14 protein-coding genes are annotated in these 17,168 nt (G+C 70.7%); all 14 read right to left on the bottom strand.

The features are described from left to right. Nucleotides 1-145: 145 nt before the first annotated feature. Nucleotides 146-2,311: a primosomal protein N' gene (locus OHT01_RS32525; protein WP_328556668.1), complete on the bottom strand. Its 2,166-nt coding sequence runs from the start codon at nucleotides 2,309-2,311 to the stop codon at nucleotides 146-148. 321 nt (nucleotides 2,312-2,632) lie between these two features. Further along, nucleotides 2,633-3,841 carry a methionine adenosyltransferase gene (gene metK / locus OHT01_RS32520; RefSeq protein ID WP_328556667.1) on the bottom strand — a complete coding sequence of 403 codons (1,209 nt, stop codon included), beginning with the start codon at nucleotides 3,839-3,841 and terminating at the stop codon, nucleotides 2,633-2,635. Between the two features lie 238 nt (nucleotides 3,842-4,079). Then, nucleotides 4,080-5,282: a bifunctional phosphopantothenoylcysteine decarboxylase/phosphopantothenate--cysteine ligase CoaBC gene (gene coaBC, locus OHT01_RS32515; RefSeq protein ID WP_328556666.1), complete on the bottom strand. Its 1,203-nt coding sequence runs from the start codon at nucleotides 5,280-5,282 to the stop codon at nucleotides 4,080-4,082. Nucleotides 5,283-5,372: 90 nt separating this feature from the next. Continuing rightward, a complete protein-coding gene (rpoZ, locus tag OHT01_RS32510; RefSeq protein WP_003982715.1) occupies nucleotides 5,373-5,645 on the bottom strand; it encodes a DNA-directed RNA polymerase subunit omega in 273 nt (90 codons plus the stop codon). A gap of 37 nt (nucleotides 5,646-5,682) precedes the next feature. Then, the gene (gmk, locus tag OHT01_RS32505; protein WP_328556665.1) at nucleotides 5,683-6,276 is read right to left on the bottom strand and encodes a guanylate kinase; all 594 of its coding nucleotides are present in this window, start codon (nucleotides 6,274-6,276) and stop codon (nucleotides 5,683-5,685) included. A gap of 37 nt (nucleotides 6,277-6,313) precedes the next feature. Next, nucleotides 6,314-6,637, bottom strand: coding sequence for an integration host factor (locus OHT01_RS32500; protein WP_081223334.1), 324 nt, complete (start codon nucleotides 6,635-6,637; stop codon nucleotides 6,314-6,316). Nucleotides 6,638-6,948: 311 nt separating this feature from the next. Next, nucleotides 6,949-7,791, bottom strand: coding sequence for an orotidine-5'-phosphate decarboxylase (pyrF, locus tag OHT01_RS32495; protein WP_328556664.1), 843 nt, complete (start codon nucleotides 7,789-7,791; stop codon nucleotides 6,949-6,951). Further along, nucleotides 7,788-8,894 carry a quinone-dependent dihydroorotate dehydrogenase gene (locus tag OHT01_RS32490; RefSeq protein WP_328556663.1) on the bottom strand — a complete coding sequence of 369 codons (1,107 nt, stop codon included), beginning with the start codon at nucleotides 8,892-8,894 and terminating at the stop codon, nucleotides 7,788-7,790. The genes pyrF and OHT01_RS32490 overlap by 4 nt, the downstream gene beginning before the upstream one ends. A 100-nt stretch (nucleotides 8,895-8,994) precedes the next feature. Continuing rightward, nucleotides 8,995-12,303: a carbamoyl-phosphate synthase large subunit gene (carB, locus tag OHT01_RS32485; protein WP_328556662.1), complete on the bottom strand. Its 3,309-nt coding sequence runs from the start codon at nucleotides 12,301-12,303 to the stop codon at nucleotides 8,995-8,997. Continuing rightward, nucleotides 12,296-13,468 (bottom strand): glutamine-hydrolyzing carbamoyl-phosphate synthase small subunit, encoded by a 1,173-nt coding sequence (gene carA, locus OHT01_RS32480; RefSeq protein WP_328556661.1) that lies wholly within the window; start codon nucleotides 13,466-13,468, stop codon nucleotides 12,296-12,298. Before carA ends, carB begins: the two co-directional genes overlap by 8 nt. Beyond that, nucleotides 13,465-14,034 (bottom strand): PH-like domain-containing protein, encoded by a 570-nt coding sequence (locus OHT01_RS32475; protein ID WP_328556660.1) that lies wholly within the window; start codon nucleotides 14,032-14,034, stop codon nucleotides 13,465-13,467. Before OHT01_RS32475 ends, carA begins: the two co-directional genes overlap by 4 nt. Next, nucleotides 14,031-15,317 carry a dihydroorotase gene (locus OHT01_RS32470; RefSeq protein WP_328556659.1) on the bottom strand — a complete coding sequence of 429 codons (1,287 nt, stop codon included), beginning with the start codon at nucleotides 15,315-15,317 and terminating at the stop codon, nucleotides 14,031-14,033. Before OHT01_RS32470 ends, OHT01_RS32475 begins: the two co-directional genes overlap by 4 nt. 4 nt (nucleotides 15,318-15,321) lie before the next feature. Beyond that, nucleotides 15,322-16,299 (bottom strand): aspartate carbamoyltransferase catalytic subunit, encoded by a 978-nt coding sequence (locus OHT01_RS32465; protein WP_328556658.1) that lies wholly within the window; start codon nucleotides 16,297-16,299, stop codon nucleotides 15,322-15,324. Between the two features lie 82 nt (nucleotides 16,300-16,381). Continuing rightward, nucleotides 16,382-16,972 (bottom strand): bifunctional pyr operon transcriptional regulator/uracil phosphoribosyltransferase PyrR, encoded by a 591-nt coding sequence (gene pyrR, locus OHT01_RS32460; RefSeq protein WP_328556657.1) that lies wholly within the window; start codon nucleotides 16,970-16,972, stop codon nucleotides 16,382-16,384. Nucleotides 16,973-17,168: the final 196 nt, after the last annotated feature.

Raw genomic sequence — 17,168 nt, 5'->3', positions numbered from 1 at the left:
GCAACTGCCTCCCGGCACAAAGGCCCCCGGGAGGCAGTCCTACGTCCGCCGCTCCCCCCTTGCTCCTCCCCCTCTGCGCCTCCCTGCACCTGCCTGCACCTGCCTGCACCTGCCTGCACCTGCCTGCACCTGCCTGCACTGGATCTCACCCGATGTCGGGCGGATCGATCCGGATCCTTATGGGCTCGCTCCCGCCGCGCGCCAGCCGCGCCGCCTGCGCGCTCTTCAGCGCGGCCGCCAGCGCGGCGCCGCTCCCCGGGGGCACCCGGACGAGCACCCGCTCCCCCGGTTCCCCGGGCGGCGGCCCACCGGGACGCCGGGGCCGCCCGGCCTCGCCGGCCGGCAGCGGCACGGGCCCCAACACCTCGGCGTCGGGCGGCAGTTCGGCGGCGGCGAGGAACCCGGCGAGCGCCTCCGGCGCCCCGGACACCGCCGCCATCCGGGAGACCGGCGGAAATCCCAGCTCGGCCCGCTCGGCGAGTTCACGCACCGCGTGCCCGACGGGATCCCACCGTACGAGCGCCTGCACGGGCCGCAGGGTCGGTTCGGCCACGACCACCACCGTGCCGCCCGCCCCCTGCGGACGGACCAGCGCGGCGGCCCCTGTCCAGCGGCGCAACGCGTCCTCCCCGGCCCGCAGATCGGGCCGTCCGAGCATCGCCCAGCCGTCCAGCAGCAGTGCCGCCGCGTAGCCGCCCTCGGCGACGGGCTCCGCCCCCGGCGTGCTCACCACCAGCGCGGGCGACGCCGGCACCGTGTCCAGCACCTGCTCCCGCCCGGACGTACGCACCGGCACCGCGGGGAAGGCCCTGCCCAGTTCCTCCGCGGTGCGTCGGGCGCCCACGACCTGAGCCCGCAGCCGGAACCCGCCGCACTCCTGGCAGTGCCAGGCCGCCTCGTCCCGCCCGCACCACGCGCAGCGCAGGGCCTGGGCGTCCTGCGCCTCCAGCGGCCCCGCGCAGTGCCGGCACCGGGCGGGAGCCCGGCACTGGGCACACGCCATCCGGGGCACATATCCCCGCCGGGGCACCTGGACCAGCACGGGCCCGTGCCGCAGCCCCTCCCTGACGGCCTGCCAGGCGAGCGTGGGCAGCCGGGCGGCCCGAGCGGCCTCGTCGCGCGCGAGATCTCCGTCGCCGACGGTCCGCACCATCGGAGCGGCGGCGCGCACCTGTTCCCGGTCCGCGGCCAGCGGCAGCGCCCAACCGCTCTCGATCAGTTGCGCCGCCTCCACCGTGCACGTCCAACTACCCAGCAGGAAGCCGCACTTGTCGCGCGAGGCCCGTAGTTCCAGCACCTCCCGGACATGCGGGAAGGGAGCGTTGTCATCGCTGTGTCCGGCGTCGCCGTCGTCCCAGACGACGACAAGTCCCAGATCCCGCACGGGCGCGAACATCGCGGCCCGGGTGCCGACCACGGCCCGTACCGACCCCCGTCGTACGGCGAGCCACTCGCGATAGCGCCTCTCCGGGCCGGCGTCGGCGGTCAGCACGGCGTGCCGGCCCTTCCCCAGCAGGGCCGTGAGCGCGGTGTCCACACGGGCGGCGGGCCGCCCGGCCGGTACGACGACGAGCGCGCCGCGCCCGGAGGCGAGTGTGGCCTGCACCGCGCGGGCGATCTCCTCGGCCCACTCGGGGCCGGGCAGCGCGGTCCACACGGCGCGCGGGGCACCGCCGGAGGCGAGCGAGGCGAGGAAGTCCGCGCCCCGCCCGTACCGCCGCCAGGTCCCGGGGTCGGGTGCGGTGGGGGGCGGCGGAGGCGCCGGCGACTCGCGGGCCTCGGCTCGGGCGTGCCGGGGCGGAACGGCCAGTTGCAGGACGTCGGCGAGTGATCCCGCGTACCGGTCGGCGACGGCACGGGCCAGTCCGAGCAGTTCGGGTCCGAGGACGGGCTCGGGCGAGACGACCTGCGCGAGGGCCGCCAGCGGCCCTGAGTAGTCGGACTCGGCGACCCGTTCGACGAGGAATCCGTCGATCAGACCGCCGCCCTCGCGCCGGCCGTCCCGCACATTGCGTCCGCCGGCACCGAACCGCACCCGCACCCGCACGCCCGGCCGCGCGGCCTCGTCCAGTTCCTCGGGCACGGCGTAGTCGAAGTAGCGGTCGAGGTGCAGCACCCCTTTGTCGACGAGCACCCGCGCGACCGGCAGCTCCTTCGCCAGCGCGGCTCCCCGCCACGTCCGCGGTTTCGCCTTCGGCGCCTTGGCCCGGCGCACGGTCTCCCGGATCAGCGCAAGCTGCTCGGGCGGCGCGCCGTCCGCGCCACCCGCGCCGTCCGCGCCCTCTGCCGGGTGCCCGTTCGCGCTGCTCACAGCAGTATTCCTACCAGACCGCACCGACAGCGCCGCCCGCCCGCGATCGGGCCGGCCGCGGATCGTGAACGCCCTCGGGGCGCCTTCGCCACGGCACCGGGCGGGACGACGGCGGTTCTCCCGAGATCCGGGCGGCAGCGGAACGTGATCCAGATTCACCGCACGCCATGGGCGTACTCCACCGAAGTAACCGCGGCCATCGCACCGGGAGATCACCAGCGTACGGACGACGGCCCGCCGGGACCGGAGGTTTCCGGGCAGCCGTGAGGCCCGGCACCCCGAGGGGTACCGGGCCTCACGGCTCTGACGAAGCCTTCGGGACTACAGGCCCACGGCCTTGCGCAGCGCTTCCACCCGGTCCGTGCGCTCCCACGTGAAGTCGGGCAGCTCGCGGCCGAAGTGACCGTACGCGGCGGTCTGCGCGTAGATCGGGCGGAGCAGGTCGAGGTCGCGGATGATGGCCGCCGGACGGAGGTCGAAGACGTCCGTGATGGCGGTCTCGATCTTCTCGGCGTCGACCTTGGCGGTGCCGAAGGTCTCGACGAACAGACCGACCGGCTCGGCCTTGCCGATGGCGTAGGCGACCTGGACCTCGCAGCGCGAGGCGAGGCCCGCGGCGACGACGTTCTTCGCGACCCAGCGCATGGCGTACGCGGCGGAGCGGTCGACCTTGGACGGGTCCTTGCCGGAGAAGGCGCCGCCGCCGTGGCGGGCCATGCCGCCGTACGTGTCGATGATGATCTTGCGGCCGGTGAGGCCGGCGTCGCCCATCGGGCCGCCGATCTCGAAGCGGCCGGTCGGGTTCACCAGCAGGCGGTAGCCCTCGGTCTCCAGCTTGATGCCGTCTTCGAGGAGGGCCTTCAGCTCCGGCTCCACCACGAACTCGCGGATGTCGGGAGCGAGCAGCGAGTCCAGGTCGATGTCCGAGGCGTGCTGCGAGGAGACGACGACGGTGTCCAGACGGACCGCCTTGTCGCCGTCGTACTCGATGGTGACCTGGGTCTTGCCGTCGGGACGCAGGTACGGGATGGTCCCGTTCTTGCGGACGTCGGACAGCCGGCGCGAGAGCTTGTGCGCGAGGTGGATCGGGAGCGGCATCAGGTTCGGGGTCTCGTCCGTCGCGTACCCGAACATCAGGCCCTGGTCGCCCGCGCCCTGCTTGTCCAGCTCGTCCTCGTCACCCTCGACACGGGACTCGTACGCCGTGTCGACACCCTGCGCGATGTCCGGGGACTGGGAGCCGATCGACACCGACACGCCACAGGACGCTCCGTCGAAGCCCTTCTTCGACGAGTCGTAGCCGATCTCGAGGATCTTGTCGCGAACGAGCTGGGCGATCGGCGCGTACGCCTTGGTCGTGACCTCTCCGGCCACGTGCACCAGGCCGGTCGTGATGAGCGTCTCCACGGCGACCCGGGATGTGGGGTCCTCGCGCAGGAGCGCATCGAGAATGGTGTCGCTGATCTGGTCAGCGATCTTGTCGGGGTGGCCCTCGGTCACGGACTCCGAGGTGAACAGGCGACGGGACACAACGCTCCCTGTGGTTGCAGCGGCTGCTGGCTGATCATTGGTGGACGGGACGGGGGCTGCGCCCGGCGTCGTCCGAGAACAGTTTATCGGTCGCACTCAGCCGCGGGACCCCTGTCTCGCCTCTCGAAACCCCTGTGACCTGCGGCACGGGCATTCTGCGCCATCTCCATCACTCTCCGCCAGACTCGCCACGCCCGTTTTTGCTGGCTTTGTGGTGACAGGAGGGATGGGTGAGCCTTCATACCAGTCGGTGTGTCACGAGGTCCCACACCGTCTCGGCCAGTGCTTCCTTGGGTCCGTGGGGCACCGGGGTCTCACTGCCGTCGGCCCCGAGCACCACCGCCTCGTTCTCCTCGGAACCGAAGGTCTTGCGCTCCCCCACCTCGTTCACCACGAGGAGATCGCAGCCCTTGCGTTCCAGTTTCGTCCGTCCGTTGGCGAGGACGTCGTCGGTCTCGGCGGCGAATCCCACGACGATCTGGCCGGGGCGACCCCGGTCCTTGGCGATCTCGGCGAGGATGTCCGGATTGCGGACGAGGACGATCGGCTCGGGCTCCTGACCGTCCTTCTTCTTGATCTTTCCGGCGGCGTAGACCTCCGGGCGGAAGTCCGCCACCGCGGCGGCCATCACCACCACGTCGGCGTCCGGGGCCGCCTTCAGCACCGCCTCACGCATCTGCACGGCGGTTCCGACCTGGACCACGTCGACCCCGGCCGGGTCCGCGAGGCCCGTGTTCGCCGCGATCAGCGTGACCCGGGCGCCGCGGGCGGCGGCGGTACGGGCGAGGGCGTACCCCTGCTTGCCGGAGGAGCGGTTGCCGAGGAAGCGGACGGGGTCCAGGGGCTCGCGGGTGCCGCCCGCGCTGACGACGACATGGCGGCCGGCGAGATCCGGTTCGGCGACCCCACGGGCGAGCACGCGGCGGCAGACCTCGAAGATCTCCCCCGGGTCGGGCAGCCGCCCCTTGCCGGTGTCCACGCCGGTCAGCCGCCCCACGGCGGGCTCGATCACCACGGCACCGCGCCGCCGAAGGGTGGCCACGTTCTCCTGCGTCGCCGGGTGCTCCCACATCTCGGTGTGCATGGCGGGCGCGAAGACGACCGGGCAGCGGGCGGTGAGCAGGGTGTTGGTGAGGAGGTCGTCGGCCAGTCCGTGGGCGGCCTTGGCCAGCATGTCGGCCGTCGCCGGGGCGACCACCACCAGATCGGCGTGCTGCCCGATGCGGACGTGCGGGACCTCGTGGACGTCCGACCAGACCTCGGTGGAGACGGGATGGCCCGAGAGCGCGGACCAGGTGGCGGCGCCGACGAAGTGCAGCGCGGACGCGGTGGGCACGACGCGCACGTCGTGGCCCGACTCCGTCAGTCGTCGCAGCAGCTCACAGGCCTTGTACGCGGCGATGCCACCGCTGACCCCCAGAACGACCTTCGGCTTGTCCACCGTCTCTCCCCGGCTCGGAAACGTACGACTCCATGACACACCACAGGCCCGGCAGTCGCGCCGCCGGGCCTGGGATGAGCAAATGAACGACTACTGGGCGGGGCCTTCGACGGCCTCGGAGGTCAGCAGACCCGCGTTGATCTCGCGCAGGGCGATCGACAGCGGCTTCTCGTGGACGTGGGTGTCGACGAGCGGACCGACGTACTCGAGGAGGCCCTCGCCGAGCTGCGAGTAGTACGCGTTGATCTGGCGGGCACGCTTGGCCGCGTAGATCACCAGGCTGTACTTCGAGTCGGTGGCCTCGAGAAGCTCGTCGATCGGAGGGTTGATGATGCCCTCGGGAGCAGTGATGGAAGAGGACACGCTCTGCCTTCCGAAAGGTGGAAATTGACCTGAAAGATCAAACAACTTCCACCAAGGCTAGCAGCTCACGCGCCACGTCCTCGACGGAGGTGTTGACCAGGGTGACATCGAACTCCGGCTCGGCCGCCAGTTCGATCTTGGCCGCCTCCAGGCGGCGCTCGATCACCGCGGGCGCTTCGGTGCCTCGTCCGGTGAGCCTGCGGACCAATTCCTCCCAGGAGGGCGGGGCCAGGAACACCAGCAGCGCGTCCTCCATGGACTCGCGGACCTGCCGGGCACCCTGGAGGTCGATCTCCAGGAGGAGCGGCGCTCCCGACTCCAGGTGCTCCAGGACGGCCGCACGCGGGGTCCCGTAGCGATTGCCGGCGAATTCGGCCCACTCCAGGAGCTCGCCGTTGGCGATCAGCTTGTCCATCTCATCGTCTGTGACGAAGAAGTAGTGGACTCCGTGCTTCTCACCGGGGCGGGGCTTGCGGGTCGTCGCCGACACCGAGAGCCAGACCTCGGGGTGTTCCTTGCGCATATGAGCGACGACCGTGCTCTTGCCGACCCCTGAGGGGCCGGAGAGCACGGTCAGCCGCGGACGTACGTCCGGGGGCACGGGGGTCGTCCCCCGGAATGTTGCAGCCATACAGCGATTATTCCAGCAATCCCGGGGTGTCCAGGACTCAGGCGCCGGAACCGCCGAACTCGCGCTCCAAAGAGGCGATCTGGTTCGAGCCGAGACCGCGAACACGACGGCTCTCGGAGATCCCGAGTCGCTCCATGATCTGCTTGGCGCGGACCTTGCCCACGCCCGGCAGGGACTCCAGGAGAGCGGAGACCTTCATCTTGCCGACGACGTCGTTCTCCTGGCCCTGCTTGATGACCTCGTGAAGGGACGCGCCGGAGTGCTTGAGTCGATTCTTGACCTCGGCCCGCTCCCGGCGAGCCGCGGCGGCCTTTTCGAGCGCGGCTGCGCGCTGTTCAGGGGTAAGGGGCGGAAGAGCCACGCCTACGTCACCTCGGATGTCGAACTGTCGGATACGGACCGGTGAGGAACCTAGTCGCCCCACACCTGGGAGCTACGAGCAACACGCTTGCCCGATCCCTCCCACAGCCCCCTTGAGGCCGCGGGAGGTGCCCCACTCGACGGAGACTAGCGGGCAAGTGCGCCGGAGTCAGCGAGAACAGAGGAAAAGTCCTGGTCAGCCTCCCTGGGGCCCGACATTTCCGACATAACTCCCCGGATTTGAGAATGTATTCAGACTCGGGGCACCCGCGGGACACTCGTGGGAGGACTGTCGAACGGCTGTCGGAGGACTCAGGCGGCCGCCACGGCCGCCCTGATCTCCTCCGCGAACCCCTCCGCGGACTCGCGCAGGGCCATCACGTCGGGACCGTGACGCAGAACACCCCGGCTCACGTTCGGGACGACATTGCGCACGGCGGATCCGAAGACACCCGCCAGATCGGCCGCCGTCGCTCCCTGGGCACCGATGCCGGGCGCCAGGAGCGGGCCGTTGATGTCCAGGTCGTACGAGGAGAGATCGCCCAGCGTGGCGCCGACGACCGCTCCGAAGGAACCGAGCGGCCGCTCGTCCGCGTTCTCGGCGGCGAGGTGCCCGAGCATCGTCGCTCCGACGGTGCGTCCGTCCGCCCGGACGGCGTGCTGCACCTCGCCGCCCTCCGGGTTCGAGGTGAGCGCGAGGACGAAGAGACCCGCACCGCTCTCGCGCGCCAGTTCCACCGCCGGCTTCAGCGAGCCGTAGCCCAGGTACGGCGAGACGGTCAGCGCGTCCGAGAACAGCGGCGCGTCCTTGCGCAGGAAGGTCTCGGCGTACGCGGCCATGGTCGAGCCGATGTCGCCGCGCTTGGCGTCCATCACGACCAGCGCCCCGGCCGCACGCGCCTGTTCGACCGACTTCTCCAGGACGGCGATCCCGCGCGACCCGAACCGCTCGAAGAACGCGCTCTGCGGCTTCAGGACGGCGACCCGCTCGGCCAGCGCCTCCACGACCGTGCGGCTGAAGCGCTCCAGACCCGCGATGTCGTCGCCGAGCCCCCAGTCGGCGAGCAGGGAGGCGTGCGGGTCGATGCCCACGCACAGGGGACCGCGCTCGTCCATGGCGCGGCGAAGGCGCGCGCCGAAGGGTTCCAGTCTCATACGGGCTTCCTCACGTCGGCGCCGACCGCGTCGGCGAGGGTGGCGTACGGGCTCGTCCGCAGGCGGGAGGCGAGCCCCTTGTGGATGGCGCGGCCCCAGAAGGGGCCCTCGTAGACGAAGGCGCTGTAGCCCTGCACCAGCGTGGCGCCGGCCAGGATGCGCTGCCAGGCGTCCTCGGCGTTCTCGATGCCGCCGACGCCCACCAGGGTGACGCGGTCGCCCACGCGCGCGTAGAGGCGGCGCAGCACCTCCAGGGAGCGTGACTTGAGCGGCGCTCCGGACAGGCCCCCGGTCTCCTTCACCACCGAGGGGTCGGACGTCAGACCGAGCCCCTCGCGCGCGATGGTCGTGTTCGTGGCGATGATCCCGTCGAGGCCGAGTTCGACGGCGAGGTCGGCGACCGCGTCGATGTCCTCGTCGGCGAGGTCGGGCGCGATCTTGACCAGCAGCGGGACGCGCCGGCCGGTGACCGCGCGGTCGGCTGCCTCACGGACGGCGCCGAGCAGCGGGCGCAGCGCCTCGGTGGCCTGGAGGTTGCGCAGCCCGGGGGTGTTCGGGGACGACACGTTCACGACGAGGTAGTCGGCGTGCCGGGCGAGGCGTTCGGCCGACTTCACGTAGTCACCGACGGCCTCCTCCTCCGGGACGGCCTTGGTCTTGCCGATGTTGACGCCCACGACGGTCCGGAAGACGGGCGTACGGGCCGCCAGGCGCTCGGAGACGGCCGCGGAGCCCTCGTTGTTGAATCCCATGCGGTTGATCAGCGCGCGGTCCGGCACGAGGCGGAACAGCCGCTTCTTGGGGTTGCCGGGCTGGGGCTCCCCGGTGACCGTGCCGATCTCGATGTGGTCGAAGCCGAGCATCGACATGCCGTCGATGGCCACGGCGTTCTTGTCGAAGCCCGCCGCGAGGCCGAAGGGCCCGTGCATGCGCAGGCCGAGCGCCTCGGTGCGCAGTTCCTCGTAGCGCGGCGCGAGCACGGCGGCGACGAAGGTGCGCAGGACGGGGACGCGGGCGACGAGGCGGATCCAGCGGAAGGCGAGGTGGTGGGCCTGCTCCGGGTCCATCCGCTTGAAGACGAGGTCGAAGAAGAGCTTGTACATGATCATGTCCTCGAAAGAGCCCGGTGAGGGGCGCCTCTTGAAGGGGCAGGGGGCCGCATGAAGAGGGGGACACCGTTTTCCGGTGTCCCCCTCAGGGCCGCTAGTCGCGCGAGGCGATCAGATGCTCGGCGTGTTCCTGGAGCGAGCGCACGCCCACGTCTCCGCGGTTGAGCGCGTCGATGCCCTGGACGGCGGCGGCGAGCGCCTGCACCGTCGTCAGGCAGGGGACCGACCGGGCCACGGCCGCCGTGCGGATCTCGTAGCCGTCGAGGCGGCCGCCGGTGCCGTACGGCGTGTTGACGATGAGGTCGACCTCGCCGTCGTGGATGAGCTGGACGATGGTCTTCTCGCCGTTCGGGCCCTCGCCCTCGCTCTGCTTGCGCACGACCGTGGCGTGGATGCCGTTGCGCTTGAGCACCTCGGCCGTGCCGGAGGTGGCCATCAGCTCGAAGCCGTGGGCGACGAGTTCGCGCGCCGGGAAGATCATCGAGCGCTTGTCCCGGTTGGCGACCGAGATGAAGGCGCGGCCCTTGGTGGGCAGCGGGCCGTAGGCGCCCGCCTGCGACTTGGCGTACGCCGTCCCGAAGACCGAGTCGATGCCCATGACCTCGCCGGTGGAGCGCATCTCCGGTCCGAGCACCGTGTCGACGCCGCGTCCGTGGATGTCGCGGAACCGCGACCACGGCATGACGGCCTCCTTGACGGAGATCGGCGCGTCGAGCGGCAGGGTGCCGCCGTCGCCGTTCGCCGGGAGCAGGCCCTCGGCGCGCAGCTCGGCGACGGTCGCGCCCAGCGAGATGCGGGCGGCGGCCTTCGCGAGCGGCACCGCGGTCGCCTTCGAGGTGAAGGGGACGGTGCGCGAGGCGCGCGGGTTGGCTTCGAGGACGTAGAGGATGTCGCCGGCCATCGCGAACTGGATGTTGATCAGGCCGCGGACGCCGACGCCCTTGGCGATGGCCTCCGTCGAGACGCGCAGCCGCTTGATGTCGAACCCGCCGAGGGTGATCGGCGGGAGCGCGCACGCCGAGTCGCCGGAGTGGATGCCGGCCTCCTCGATGTGCTCCATGACGCCGCCGAGGTAGAGCTCCTCGCCGTCGTACAGCGCGTCGACGTCGATCTCGATCGCGTCGTCGAGGAAGCGGTCGACCAGGACCGGCCGGGAGGGGCTGATCTCGGTCGACTCGGCGATGTACGAGGACAGCCGCGTCTCGTCGTACACGATCTCCATGCCGCGGCCGCCGAGGACGTACGAGGGCCGGACGAGGACGGGGTAGCCGATCTCGTCGGCGATGGCCTTGGCCTCGGTGAAGGTGGTGGCGGTGCCGTGCTTGGGGGCCGGCAGCCCCGCCTCCGCGAGGACCCGCCCGAAGGCGCCGCGGTCCTCGGCGGCGTGGATCGCCTCGGGCGGGGTGCCGACGACCGGCACGCCGTTGTCCTTGAGCGCCTGCGCCAGACCGAGCGGGGTCTGGCCGCCGAGCTGCACGATCACACCGGCGATCGGACCGGCCAGCGACTCCGCGTGCACGATCTCCAGCACGTCCTCCAGCGTCAGCGGCTCGAAGTACAGGCGGTCGGAGGTGTCGTAGTCCGTGGAGACGGTCTCGGGGTTGCAGTTGACCATCACGGTCTCGTAGCCCGCGTCGCTGAGCGCGAAGGAGGCGTGGACGCAGGAGTAGTCGAACTCGATGCCCTGGCCGATGCGGTTCGGGCCGGAGCCCAGGATGATCACCGCGGGCTTCTCGCGCGGCGCGACCTCGGACTCCTCGTCGTAGGAGGAGTAGAAGTACGGCGTCTTGGCCGCGAACTCGGCGGCGCAGGTGTCGACCGTCTTGTAGACCGGGCGCACGCCCAGCGCGTGCCGCACCTCGCGGACGACGTCCTCGCGCAGCCCGCGGATCTCGGCGATCTGGACGTCGGAGAAGCCGTGCCGCTTGGCCTCGGCGAGCAGCTCGGGGTCGAGTTTGGCGACGGCGGCCAGGTCGTCCGCGATCTCCTTGATCAGGAACAGCTGGTCGACGAACCAGGGGTCGATCTTCGTGAACTCGAAGACCTCCTCCTGGGTGGCGCCCGCGCGGATGGCCTGCATGACGGTGTTGATGCGGCCGTCGGTGGGACGGACGGCCTCGCGCAGCAGCTCGGCCTTGTCACCGGGTTCACCCACGAAGGTGAACTGGCTGCCCTTCTTCTCCAGCGAGCGCAGCGCCTTCTGCAGCGCCTCGGTGAAGTTGCGGCCGATCGCCATGGCCTCGCCGACCGACTTCATGGTGGTCGTCAGGGTGGAGTCGGCGGACGGGAACTTCTCGAAGGCGAAGCGCGGGGCCTTCACGACGACGTAGTCGAGGGTCGGCTCGAAGGACGCCGGGGTCTTCTCGGTGATGTCGTTGGGGATCTCGTCGAGCGTGTAGCCGACGGCGAGCTTGGCCGCGATCTTGGCGATCGGGAAGCCGGTCGCCTTGGAGGCGAGCGCCGAGGACCGGGAGACGCGCGGGTTCATCTCGATGACGATGATGCGGCCGTCCTCGGGGTTGACCGCGAACTGGATGTTGCAGCCGCCGGTGTCCACGCCGACCTCGCGGATGATCGCGATGCCGATGTCGCGCAGCCGCTGGTACTCGCGGTCGGTGAGTGTCATGGCCGGGGCGACGGTGATGGAGTCGCCGGTGTGGACGCCCATGGGGTCGAAGTTCTCGATGGAGCAGACGACCACGACGTTGTCGTTCTTGTCGCGCATCAGCTCCAGTTCGTACTCCTTCCAGCCGAGGATGGACTCCTCCAGGAGCACCTCGGTGGTCGGGGAGAGCGTGAGGCCCTGTCCGGCGATGCGGCGCAGCTCCTCCTCGTCGTGGGCGAAGCCGGAGCCGGCGCCGCCCATGGTGAAGGAGGGCCGGACGACGACGGGGTAGCCGCCGAGCGTGTCGACGCCGTTGATGACGTCGTCCATGGTGTGGCAGATGACGGAGCGGGCGGACTCGCCGTGCCCGATCTTCGCGCGGACGGCCTCGACGACACCCTTGAAGAGGTCGCGGTCCTCGCCCTTGTTGATGGCCTCGACGTTGGCGCCGATCAGCTCGACGCCGTACTTCTCCAGCACACCCTGCTCGTGCATGGAGATCGCGGTGTTGAGGGCCGTCTGGCCGCCGAGGGTCGGCAGCAGGACGTCGGGGCGCTCCTTGGCGATGATCTTCTCGACGAACTCGGGGGTGATCGGCTCGACGTAGGTGGCGTCGGCGATCTCCGGGTCGGTCATGATCGTCGCCGGGTTGGAGTTGACGAGGATGACCCGCAGGCCCTCGGCGCGCAGGACACGGCACGCCTGGGTGCCGGAATAGTCGAACTCGGCGGCCTGGCCGATGACGATCGGGCCGGAGCCGATGACCAGGACGGACTGGATATCGGTGCGCTTAGGCACGCTGGCCCTCCATCGGGACTGTTTCCATCAAAGACGTGAAGCGGTCGAACAGGTAGGCCGCGTCGTGCGGTCCTGCCGCCGCTTCCGGGTGGTACTGGACGCTGAAGGCCGGCTGGTCGAGCAGCTGGAGGCCCTCCACCACGTTGTCGTTGAGGCAGACGTGGGAGACCTCGGCGCGGCCGTAGGGCGTCTGGGAGACCTCGTCGAGCGGGGCGTCGACGGCGAAGCCGTGGTTGTGCGCGGTGACCTCGACCTTGCCGGTCGTACGGTCCTGCACGGGCTGGTTGATGCCGCGGTGGCCGTACTTCAGCTTGTACGTGCCGAAGCCGAGGGCCCGGCCGAGGATCTGGTTGCCGAAGCAGATGCCGAAGAGCGGGGTCTTGCGGGAGAGGACCTCCCGCATGACGGCGACGGGACCGTCGGCGGTCGCCGGGTCGCCGGGGCCGTTGGAGAAGAACACGCCGTCCGGGTTCACGGCGTAGATGTCCTCGGCGGTGGCCGTCGCGGGCAGCACGTGCACCTCGATGCCGCGTTCGGCCATCCGGTGCGGGGTCATGCCCTTGATGCCGAGGTCCACGGCGGCGACGGTGAACCTCTTCTCGCCGATCGCGGGAACGACGTACGGCTCCTTGGTGGCGACCTCCGCGGCGAGGTTCGCGCCCTTCATCTCGGGCGCCTGGCGCACCTCGGCGAGCATGGTGCCCCCGTCGGGCAGCGCGTTGCCGGAGAAGATGCCGACGCGCATGGCTCCGCGCTCACGCAGATGGCGGGTGAGGGCGCGGGTGTCGATGCCGCTGATGCCGACGACGCCCTGGCTGCGCAGTTCCTCGTCCAGCGAGCGCCGCGACCGCCAGTTGGAGGGCACGCGCGCGGGGTCGCGGACGACGTATCCGGCGACCCAGATCCGCCCCGACTCGGGGTCCTCGTCGTTGACGCCGGTGTTGCCCACGTGCGGGGCGGTCATCACGACGACCTGGCGGTGGTACGACGGGTCCGTCAGGGTCTCCTGGTAGCCGGTCATCCCGGTGGAGAACACGGCTTCGCCGAAGGTCACCCCCACGGCCCCGTAGGAGCGGCCGCGGAAGACCCGGCCGTCCTCCAGGACGAGCACGGCGGGAAGCGCCTTTTCCCTCTGCGAGGCGTTCCCCTGAGTGGAGGTCGTCATCGTGCGCCTTCCGTTTCCGTCTTGTTGATCATGTCGTTCAGGGTGTCGACCCATTCGTTGTGCTCGGCCGCGCGGTCCGAGCGGAATCCGGAGTCGAGGAGCCTGTCGCCGTGCGCCCAGGTGACCACGAGGAGCCCGCCCTCGGTGAGGACCTTGCCCGCGATGCCCTTGTCGAGCCGTGCCTCGCGCAACTGCGAGGCCGGGACGAAGAAGTCGTCCGCGCCGGGGCGTACGACGTCCAGTCCGGCGTCCGTCAGGGTGAGCTCGGCCCGGCTGCGGGTGCCCAGGCCGTGCGCCACGATGCGGTCGAGCCACTGTCCGGCGGTGGTGGAGCCGTGGTAGCGGCCGCTCATGCTCAGTCTGGCCGGGCCGGTGTCTTCCGGCGCGGTGGGAAGCTCGGGCAGGTCGCCCTGGAGGGTGCCACGCCACTTCCAGCCCTCGCGCATCAGCCAGTAGACGAGCGCGACGAAGAGGGCGAGGCCGACGAGCCAGCCGATCCGGGCGGACCAGTCGGTCACTTCCGCGGACTTCTGTCCGGCGGCGGCCAAGGAGATGAGAGGTGTCACGCGAGCTTCCCGTCGACGAGGGTGGCCTTGCCCCGCAGCCAGGTGTGGGTGACCCGGCCCGGCAGCTCACGGCCCTCGTAGGGGGTGTTGCGGCTGCGCGAGGCGAAGCCAGCGGGATCCACGGTCCCACGGTATGCCGTGTCGACGAGCGTGAGGTTGGCGGGCTCACCCTCCGAGACGGGGCGTCCATGGCCGGTGGCCCCGCCGATCAGCGCGGGCTTGACGGACATGCGGTCGGCGACGCCGGCCCAGTCGAGCAGTCCGGTCTCGACCATCGTCTGCTGGACGACGGACAGCGCGGTCTCCAGGCCGACCATGCCCATGGCGGCGGCGGCCCACTCGCAGTCCTTGTCCTCGTGCGGGTGCGGCGCGTGGTCGGTGGCGACGATGTCGATCGTGCCGTCGGCCAGCGCCTCGCGCAGCGCCAGGACGTCCCGCTCGGTGCGCAGCGGCGGGTTGACCTTGTAGACCGGGTTGTACGACCGGACCAGTTCGTCGGTCAGGAGCAGGTGGTGCGGGGTGACCTCGGCGGTGACATCGATGCCGCGGGACTTGGCCCAGCGGACGATCTCGACGGAACCCGCGGTCGACAGGTGGCAGATGTGGACGCGGGAGCCGACGTGCTCGGCGAGCAGGACGTCGCGGGCGATGATCGACTCCTCGGCCACCGCGGGCCAGCCGCCGAGTCCGAGCTCCGCGGAGACGACGCCCTCGTTCATCTGGGCGCCCTCGGTGAGGCGGGGCTCCTGCGCGTGCTGGGCGACGACGCCGCCGAAGGCCTTCACGTACTCCAGCGCGCGGCGCATCATCACCGCGTCGTCGACGCACTTGCCGTCGTCGGAGAAGACCGTGACTCCGGCCGCGGACTCGTGCATGGCGCCCAGCTCGGCGAGCTTCTTGCCCTCCAGGCCGACGGTGACGGCGCCGATCGGCTGCACGTCGCAGTAGCCGTGCTCCCGGCCGAGCCGGTAGACCTGCTCGACCACGCCGGCGGTGTCGGCGACGGGGAAGGTGTTGGCCATGGCGAACACGGCCGTGAAGCCGCCGCTCGCCGCCGCGCGCGTGCCGGTCAGCACGGTCTCGGAGTCCTCGCGGCCGGGCTCGCGCAGATGGGTGTGCAGGTCGACGAGGCCCGGCAGTAGGACCTTGCCGTCGGCCTCGACGACCTCGGCGCCCTCGGCGGACAGCCCGGTGCCGACGGAGGCGATCGTGTCGCCGTCGATCAGGACGTCCTGCGGCTCGCCGCCGAGCACCCTCGCACCACGGATCAGGATCTTGCTCATGTGCTTACTTCTCCTCGGTACGGGTGTGGGTGACGGCGGGTTCGTTGCCGCCCAGGAGCAGGTACAGGACGGCCATGCGGATGGAGACACCGTTGGCGACCTGCTCGACGACGGTGCAGCGCTCGGAGTCGGCGACCTCGGCGGTGATCTCCATGCCGCGGACCATCGGGCCGGGGTGCATCACGATGGCGTGCTCCGGCATTTTCGCCATGCGCTCGCCGTCGAGCCCGTAGCGACGCGAGTACTCGCGCTCGGTCGGGAAGAACGCCGCGTTCATCCGCTCGCGCTGCACGCGCAGCATCATCACGGCGTCGGACTTGGAGAGGGTGCTGTCGAGGTCGTACGAGATCTCGCAGGGCCAGCTCTCCACGCCGACCGGCACCAGGGTGGGCGGCGCGACGAGGGTGACGTCGGCGCCGAGGGTGTGCAGCAGGTCGACGTTGGAGCGGGCGACGCGGCTGTGCAGGACGTCGCCGACGATCGTGATGCGCTTGCCGGCCAGGTCCTGGCCGATCCCGGCGTCCCGGCCGACGAGGCGGCGGCGCATGGTGAAGGCGTCGAGCAGGGCCTGCGTGGGGTGCTGGTGGGTGCCGTCGCCCGCGTTGATGACGGCGGCGTCGATCCAGTCGGAGGTGGCGAGCCGGTAGGGGGCTCCGGAGGCGCCGTGCCGGATGACGACGGCGTCGACGCCCATGGCCTCCAGGGTCTGGGCGGTGTCCTTGAGTGACTCGCCCTTGGAGACGCTCGACCCCTTGGCGGTGAAGTTGATGACGTCCGCGGAGAGGCGCTTCTCGGCGGCCTCGAAGGAGATCCGGGTGCGGGTCGAGTCCTCGAAGAAGAGGTTGACCACGGTGCGGCCGCGCAGGGTCGGCAGCTTCTTGATCGGCCGGTCTGCGACCCGGGCCATCTCCTCGGCGGTGTCGAGGATCAGGACGGCGTCGTCGCGGGTGAGGTCGGCGGCCGAGATGAGATGACGCTGCATCTGTCAGGCTCCGTAAGGAAGTTCAGGGAGGATTCGGGCATGCGGGCGCGCGGGAGCGCACTCGGTGGCGGGGACCGGAGTGCTACTGGGGCTCGCCCGGGGAGGTCCGCTTGGCACCGAGCAGCACGGTGTCGCGACCGTCCTCCTCGGCGAGCTGGACCTTGACCGTCTCCCGCAACGACGTGGGGAGGTTCTTGCCGACGTAGTCGGCGCGGATGGGCAGTTCGCGGTGGCCCCGGTCGACCAGGACGGCGAGCTGCACGGCGCGCGGGCGGCCGATGTCGTTCAGCGCGTCGAGCGCGGCGCGGATGGTGCGGCCGGAGAAGAGCACGTCGTCGACGAGGACGACGAGGCGGCCGTCGATGCCGTCACCGGGGATCTCGGTGCGGGCCAGCGCACGCGGCGGGTGCATGCGCAGGTCGTCGCGGTACATGGTGATGTCGAGGGAGCCGACCGGGATCTTGCGGTCGGTGATCTCCTGGAGCTTCTCGGCCAGTCTGCGGGCCAGGAAGACACCCCGGGTCGGAATGCCGAGGAGCACCACGTCGTCGGCGCCCTTGGCGCGTTCGACGATCTCGTGGGCGATGCGCGTCAGCACCCGTTCGATGTCGGGAGCCTCCAGAACGGGCCGCGCATCGGCTTCGTACTGCTGCCTGTCGTGCTGAGTGTCCATAGGAAACGGACCTCCTTCTCCGCCTCACGGGACGGATCATTAAAGGACGTCGGAATTGCGCCATCAACGCTACCAGCCCGGCAACGCACCTGATCACATCCCTTTGAGCCACCTCCGGCGACACCCGTGCGGGGGCCGGTCGAAAATCCTTCGGCTTGACGGGGGAGAGTAACGCTGCGTAACCTCACAGTGAGTC

This window comes from Streptomyces sp. NBC_00358, from assembly GCF_036099295.1.
Lineage (GTDB): Bacteria > Actinomycetota > Actinomycetes > Streptomycetales > Streptomycetaceae > Streptomyces.
This window is presented reverse-complemented; position numbering and strand designations above follow the sequence as displayed.

What these genes read in the sequence shown, in the direction of transcription:
- gmk (WP_328556665.1), bottom strand. Translation starts at nt 6,276, where the DNA reads ATGGCTGCAACATTCCGGGGGACGACCCCCGTGCCCCCGGACGTACGT.
- pyrF (WP_328556664.1), bottom strand. Translation starts at nt 7,791, where the DNA reads ATGAGACTGGAACCCTTCGGCGCGCGCCTTCGCCGCGCCATGGACGAG.
- OHT01_RS32490 (WP_328556663.1), bottom strand. Translation starts at nt 8,894, where the DNA reads ATGTACAAGCTCTTCTTCGACCTCGTCTTCAAGCGGATGGACCCGGAG.
- carA (WP_328556661.1), bottom strand. Translation starts at nt 13,468, where the DNA reads ATGACGACCTCCACTCAGGGGAACGCCTCGCAGAGGGAAAAGGCGCTT.
- OHT01_RS32470 (WP_328556659.1), bottom strand. Translation starts at nt 15,317, where the DNA reads ATGAGCAAGATCCTGATCCGTGGTGCGAGGGTGCTCGGCGGCGAGCCG.
- OHT01_RS32465 (WP_328556658.1), bottom strand. Translation starts at nt 16,299, where the DNA reads ATGCAGCGTCATCTCATCTCGGCCGCCGACCTCACCCGCGACGACGCC.
- pyrR (WP_328556657.1), bottom strand. Translation starts at nt 16,972, where the DNA reads ATGGACACTCAGCACGACAGGCAGCAGTACGAAGCCGATGCGCGGCCC.